The sequence below is a fragment of the Geomonas sp. genome, assembly GCF_035254065.1.
Classification (GTDB): domain Bacteria; phylum Desulfobacterota; class Desulfuromonadia; order Geobacterales; family Geobacteraceae; genus Geomonas.
Genome location: NZ_DATFBA010000100.1, coordinates 1 through 5,550 on the forward strand (window position 1 = coordinate 1; position 5,550 = coordinate 5,550).

At 59.2% G+C, this 5,550-nt stretch carries 6 protein-coding genes; all 6 read left to right on the forward strand.

Features of this window, described 5'->3' with window-relative positions; all coding sequences use genetic code 11:
- Positions 1 to 566, forward strand: a 566-nt coding sequence (locus VJ604_RS05295; RefSeq protein ID WP_324080335.1) for a glycosyltransferase, incomplete at its 5' end; no start/stop codon positions are given.
- Positions 567 to 629: 63 nt separating this feature from the next.
- A complete protein-coding gene (locus tag VJ604_RS05300) occupies positions 630 to 1,235 on the forward strand; it encodes a winged helix-turn-helix transcriptional regulator (RefSeq protein WP_324080336.1) in 606 nt (201 codons plus the stop codon).
- Between the two features lie 145 nt (positions 1,236 to 1,380).
- The gene (locus VJ604_RS05305; protein ID WP_324080337.1) at positions 1,381 to 2,685 is read left to right on the forward strand and encodes a polysaccharide biosynthesis protein; all 1,305 of its coding nucleotides are present in this window, start codon (positions 1,381 to 1,383) and stop codon (positions 2,683 to 2,685) included.
- Positions 2,682 to 3,422 carry a DUF268 domain-containing protein gene (locus tag VJ604_RS05310; protein ID WP_324080338.1) on the forward strand — a complete coding sequence of 247 codons (741 nt, stop codon included), beginning with the start codon at positions 2,682 to 2,684 and terminating at the stop codon, positions 3,420 to 3,422. The genes VJ604_RS05305 and VJ604_RS05310 overlap by 4 nt, the downstream gene beginning before the upstream one ends.
- Before the next feature lie 116 nt (positions 3,423 to 3,538).
- Positions 3,539 to 4,423: an alpha-1,2-fucosyltransferase gene (locus VJ604_RS05315; protein WP_324080339.1), complete on the forward strand. Its 885-nt coding sequence runs from the start codon at positions 3,539 to 3,541 to the stop codon at positions 4,421 to 4,423.
- Positions 4,420 to 5,451, forward strand: a complete 1,032-nt coding sequence (locus tag VJ604_RS05320; RefSeq protein WP_324080340.1) for a glycosyltransferase family 2 protein — start codon at positions 4,420 to 4,422, stop codon at positions 5,449 to 5,451. The genes VJ604_RS05315 and VJ604_RS05320 overlap by 4 nt, the downstream gene beginning before the upstream one ends.
- Positions 5,452 to 5,550: the final 99 nt, after the last annotated feature.

Consider the following 5,550-nt stretch of genomic DNA (forward strand, 5'->3'; position numbering starts at 1 on the left):
TCCGGGCGTGGTTGGGACTTCCCACTGACCGTCCCATCGTGAGCTACCTCGGTCTTCTCAACGCCTACCAGGGGGTCGACCTGCTGCTTGAGGCGGCGGCGCTTTTGAAAGGTCAGGGGGCGAAGCTCCATTTCCTGGTCATGGGCTTTCCGGAGGAGCGCTACCGGGAGATGGCCGAAAAGCTGGACGTTGCCGGCATGGTCACCTTCACCGGCCGAGTACCCTACCAGGAAGCCCCGCTTTACCTCTCCGCCGGCGACCTTGCCGTCTCGCCCAAGCTATCGCTCACCGAGGCGAACGGCAAGCTCTTCAACTACCTCGCCTGCGGGCTCCCCACCGTTGCCTTCGACACCCCCGTCAACCGAGAGATCCTGGGGGACGCCGCGCTCTACCCCAAGGTTGGCGAGGTCGGGGAACTGGCCGGCGCCATCGGCCGGCTGGCCGGGGACCGCGAGCTGCGCGAGGAGCTGGGCGAGGAGGGGAGGGCGCTCGCCATCGAGCTGCACTCCTGGTCGGCGCGGGGGAAAGAGCTGGCCCGCATCTATCGGGAGCTGGCAGCGAAGTGACCTAAAGGCGCCATCCGCATAAACTTATTGATAATTTTGACCGGCTAGTGTACTGTTCACCGCATGAACGGTGACAACGAGAAGGTCCTTGATACCTACCGATCCTTCCTGCTCCTGTCGGAGATATCGGGAGATCAGCAACTCTCGCAGCGCGAGCTAGCCAGCCGGCTGGGGATAGCCCTCGGCCTCGTCAACTCCTACCTGAAGAACCTGGTCGCCAAAGGCTACGTCCGTGTCGCCAACTTCCCCAGGAACCGCTACGCCTACCTGCTCACCCCCAAGGGTTTCGCCGAAAAAAGCCGCCTCGCCTATCAGCACCTAAGCTATTTCTCCGGCCTCTACACCGTCGCCCGGCAGGATTACCTGAAGCTTTTCCGGGGCCTCGCCGCTGAGGGTGTGCAAGGGGTCGCCTTCTGCGGCATCGACGAGGTCGCGGAGATAGCCTATCTCTCGCTGAAGGAGGTAGGTCTTGAACTGGAGTTGGCCATGGACCCGGAAGCGGCCGGTTGCAGCTTCTTCGACCACCAGGTCGTCTCGCCCGCAGAAGGATTGGTGCAGTGCAGGGGGCGTATCGTTATCACCTCGCTCAAGCGCGGTGAGGCGTTGTGCGAGGAGTTGCTGAGACTGGGTGCTCCGCAGGAAGCTATCTGTCGCGCGGGGTGGCCTTGATAGGTAAGCACCGCGAATACTACATGTTAAAAGGTACCGCTTGAGAAGGATCATCAAAAATATTCTCAGATCCCTTGGCTTTGACCGTGCGGTCACCTTTGGATTGATGACCAGGGTGTGGGGACTGTTCTCCGGCCCTATTACCATGGTCGTCATTGCCACCAAGCTTTCGCCGATCCAGCAGGGGTTCTATTTTACCTTCAGCAGTCTGCTGGCGCTCCAGATGTTTTTCGACTTGGGGCTGATGTTCGTGATCGCCCAGTTCTCCAGCCACGAATTCGTGGACCTTTCCTGGAAGAAGAACGGGGCTATTGACGGCTCACCGCTGGCGGTTCGAAGGTTCACCGACCTCCTTTGCAAGACCACTCTCTGGTTCGGGGTGGCCGCTCTGCTGATGATCATCGTGCTGGTACCGGCCGGGCTGATCTTCTTCCAGCAGAAAGGGAACGTCGACTTCTCCTGGCGGATACCGTGGACCCTCGCCGTAATAGGGACAGCGTTGAACCTCTTTGTCTGCCCTTTCTTCTCCATCATGCTGGGAAGCGGCGAGGTGGTCACCGTCAACAAGCGGGAGCTCGTTTCCGCGCTAAGCAGTTCCATCCTCTGCTGGTCGGTGCTCAGCCTGCATGGCGGCCTCTACGCTGCCTTTGCCGTCAACCTTGGCGGCCTGTTCATATCGTGGGGCTACTTGCTGAGCAGGCGCCCGGAAATGATAAAACTCGCCTGGCGGGGCTGGTTCGGTGAAGAGAGGCAGCAGCGCAAGGCGAGCGGGGGGCTTTCCTGGTGGAAGGAAATCTGGCCGATGCAGTGGCGGCTGGCGATCTCGGTGGGTTCCTCCTACTTCATTTTCCAGCTCTTCAACCCGGTGCTGTTCCAGTACCACGGGTCGGTGATAGCCGGTCAAATGGGCATGACGCTTACCGCCGCCAATGCCTTGCTTGCCGGCAGCACCACGGTTTTCAATGTCAAAGTCCCCGAATTCGGCAAGCTGGTTGCTAATCGGGATTGGAAGAGGCTCGACGACATATTCATGGACGGCACCCGGCGGGCCCTGCTGCTGGCGCTGTTCGGCACTGTCGCTGGCACTTCGGCCATCTGGGCGCTGCAGAGCTATACCACGTTGGGAAAACGCTTCATCCCTTACGCAGAAGCGGGGCTGCTCTTCTCGACGGTCTTCTTCCAGATCGTCATCGCCTCCTTGGCTGCCTACCTGCGCTCGCACAAGAAAGAGCCGTTGATGAAGATGACCATCCTCGCCTCCATACTGCAAGGAGCCGCTACCTGGTATTTCGGCAAGCATTACGCAGCGCTGGGAGTTACCGTCGCATTTTTCATCATCAATTCCTGCTTCATCTTCCCCTACACGTTTTTTGTCTGGAGACGATGCAAAAGGCAGTGGCATTCCGCTGAAGCGCCCGAGCCGCTTCAGCCTGGCACGGAACCGTTATGAACCTACTGACTGGTCTGCTCGGCAGGCAGGTAAAAAAGTGGGCTGCCTATTTTCGGTATCTACGAAGCTATGGCGAGTTGAAGCGAAGCTCCGTGCAGGAGAGGTTCCCGCTTCGCTGGAAGGACCGGCTTCCCTGTCTCTATGATGGAACCTCGACCACAAACTTCGATCACCATTACATCTATCATCCGGCCTGGGCGGCGCGGGTGCTGGCTGATCTAAAGCCGTCGTCACACATCGACATCTCATCATCCTTGCACTTCTGCTCGATGGTCTCCGCCTTCCTCCCGGTGCAGTTTTATGACTACCGGCCGGCCAAGTTGCTGCTGGACAACCTCACCACGGGGGCTGCGGACCTGCTGAACCTCCCCTTCGCAGACGGGAGCATCGCGTCCCTATCCTGCATGCACGTGGTGGAGCACGTCGGCCTGGGGCGCTACGGGGACCCGCTCGACCCGGACGGCGACCTGAAGGCTATCGCCGAGTTGAAAAGGGTGCTGGCAGTGAATGGGTCGCTTTTATTTGTAGTGCCGATGGGTAGGCCGAGGATCATGTTCAACGCGCACCGAATCTACTCCTACCATCAGGTCGTTTCCTACTTCTCCGAGCTTCGGCTCAAAGAATTCAGCCTCATACCGGACAACGCCCAGGAGGCGGGACTCGTTAGAAATGCCAGCCCCGAGCTGGCGGACGCTCAAAACTATGGTTGCGGGTGCTTCTGGTTCACCAGGAGTTGATACGGGGCTTCCCTCACCCCGGCCCCTTTTATGGTGAATAAGGGCCGAATGATAGTTGGAGAGGGGGGAACGGCGTACTCATCGAATCGGACAACGTTGGGCGAAAAGGTTTTTGAATGATCATCGTGAAACTGATGGGTGGGCTCGGGAACCAGATGTTCCAATACGCCGTCGGGCGCAGGTTGGCGCACCAGCACGGCACGGAACTGAAACTCGACCTTTCCTTTCTGCAAAATAACACCGAGGTCATCACGGTCCGGAAGTTCGAACTGCACCACCTGAATATCGCGGCCTCGATCGCGACTGCCGACGAGGTCTCGGAGTACCTTCTTGCACGGAAAAGCAGGCTGCAACGTCTTCTTGCCGCCGCAGGAATGCGCCCTCGGCGAACCTTCCTCGCCGAGCGCCATTTTCACTTCGATCCGGCGATCATGACGGCACCCGATGACTGTTACCTGGAAGGCTACTGGCAAAGCGAGAGGTATTTCAAGGATATCGAGGGACCCCTGCGGGAAGAATTCCAGGTTGGCGCGGCTCCGGACCGCTGGAACCTGGATATGGCCGAACAGATCGGCAAGGTCGATTCGGTATCGGTGCATGTGCGGCGGGGAGATTACGTGGCCCACCAAGCCATCAACGCGTACCACGGCACCTGCTCGTTGCAATACTACCGAAACGCGATATCCACCATGCTTGACAGGGTTCCCGAGGCACGTTTCTTCGTCTTCTCGGACGACCTCGGCTGGGTCAAGGAAAACCTGGAACTTCCCGGCCAGACCCAGTACATGGACCACAACGGTCCGGAGCACGGCTGCCACGACCTGAGGCTGATGAGCCTTTGCCTACACAACATCGTCGCCAACAGCTCGTTCAGCTGGTGGGGCGCCTGGCTGGGAACCGCGCCCGGCAAGATCGTGATCGCGCCTGACAAATGGTTCAACACGCCCGATCTCGATACCCGCGATCTGCTGCCGGACAGTTGGCTGAAGGTGCCGGCATGAGCGGTCCCAAGGTTTCCGTTCTCATGCCGGTCTACAATGGGGAGAAGTACCTGTCGCAGGCCATAGACAGCGTTCTTTCCCAGACCATGCAGGACTTCGAGCTGCTGGTGATCGACGATGGCTCGCGGGATCGAAGCATCGAGATCATAAGCGGCTACCACGACCCACGCCTCAGGCTTTTGGTGAACGGAGAAAACCTCGGACTGGTCAAGACCAGGAACAAGGCGATTTCCGAATCAGTGGGAGAATTCGTCGCGTTTCTCGATTGCGACGACATCGCGCTGCCGGAACGTCTCCAAAAACAGCGCTCTTTTTTGGAGGAGCACCCCGACTTTGGGATGGTCGGCTCGTGGATTGAAATCATGGACGGGGAAGGAGTCTGCCGTGAGGTCATGCGGTATCCGGCGGCACCTGAGGAGATTCCGGCCCTGCTCATTTTCGGCAACTATTTTTCCCAATCGGCGGTCATGATCCGCAAGTCGAGCCTGCCTGCGGTGTCCTATCGCTCGGAGTATCCGGTTGCCGAGGATTACGACTTGTGGGTTCGCATGGCGACGCTGGCAAAGGTCTGGAATCTGCCGCAGGTGCTGACCAGGTACCGTGTCCACACTCCCAGCGCGACCTTTTCCAAGGCGGAGCTGATGGAGAGCTGCATCCGAAAAGTCCTGATCGAGCAGTTGAACTTGCTGGGCGTTACCCCGACCCAACAGGAGATCGAGTTGCACCGACAGCTCGGCATGCTCCGGTTCCGAGTCTCCGCCGATATCTTTCATGAGGCTGAACGCTGGCTTATGAAGCTGATCGACAATAACCACACTGCCCGCCGCTTCGAGGAGCGCGCCCTGCAAAAGGTGGTGGCCCGCAGGTGGTATATGTTCTGCCGCGAGGGGTCCGGAGCCGGACTGCGGGCGTGGAACAGCTATCGAGCGGCGGAACTAGCGCGCTGGGCGGAACTATCGCGCTGGGAGAGTTGCAAACTCTTCGTGCGCTGCCTGATCAGGTGGCAACGGGCAGGGGGAGTCGACTAGTATGCCGGCCTTCAGCATCATAGTCCCCTGTTTCAACTACGGCCATCTTCTTGCCGAAACGCTGGAAAGCGTCAGCCGGCAGAGCGCCGACGACTGGGA

What these genes read in the sequence shown, in the direction of transcription:
- VJ604_RS05300 (WP_324080336.1), top strand. Translation starts at nt 630, where the DNA reads ATGAACGGTGACAACGAGAAGGTCCTTGATACCTACCGATCCTTCCTG.
- VJ604_RS05305 (WP_324080337.1), top strand. Translation starts at nt 1,381, where the DNA reads ATGGTCGTCATTGCCACCAAGCTTTCGCCGATCCAGCAGGGGTTCTAT.
- VJ604_RS05310 (WP_324080338.1), top strand. Translation starts at nt 2,682, where the DNA reads ATGAACCTACTGACTGGTCTGCTCGGCAGGCAGGTAAAAAAGTGGGCT.
- VJ604_RS05315 (WP_324080339.1), top strand. Translation starts at nt 3,539, where the DNA reads ATGATCATCGTGAAACTGATGGGTGGGCTCGGGAACCAGATGTTCCAA.
- VJ604_RS05320 (WP_324080340.1), top strand. Translation starts at nt 4,420, where the DNA reads ATGAGCGGTCCCAAGGTTTCCGTTCTCATGCCGGTCTACAATGGGGAG.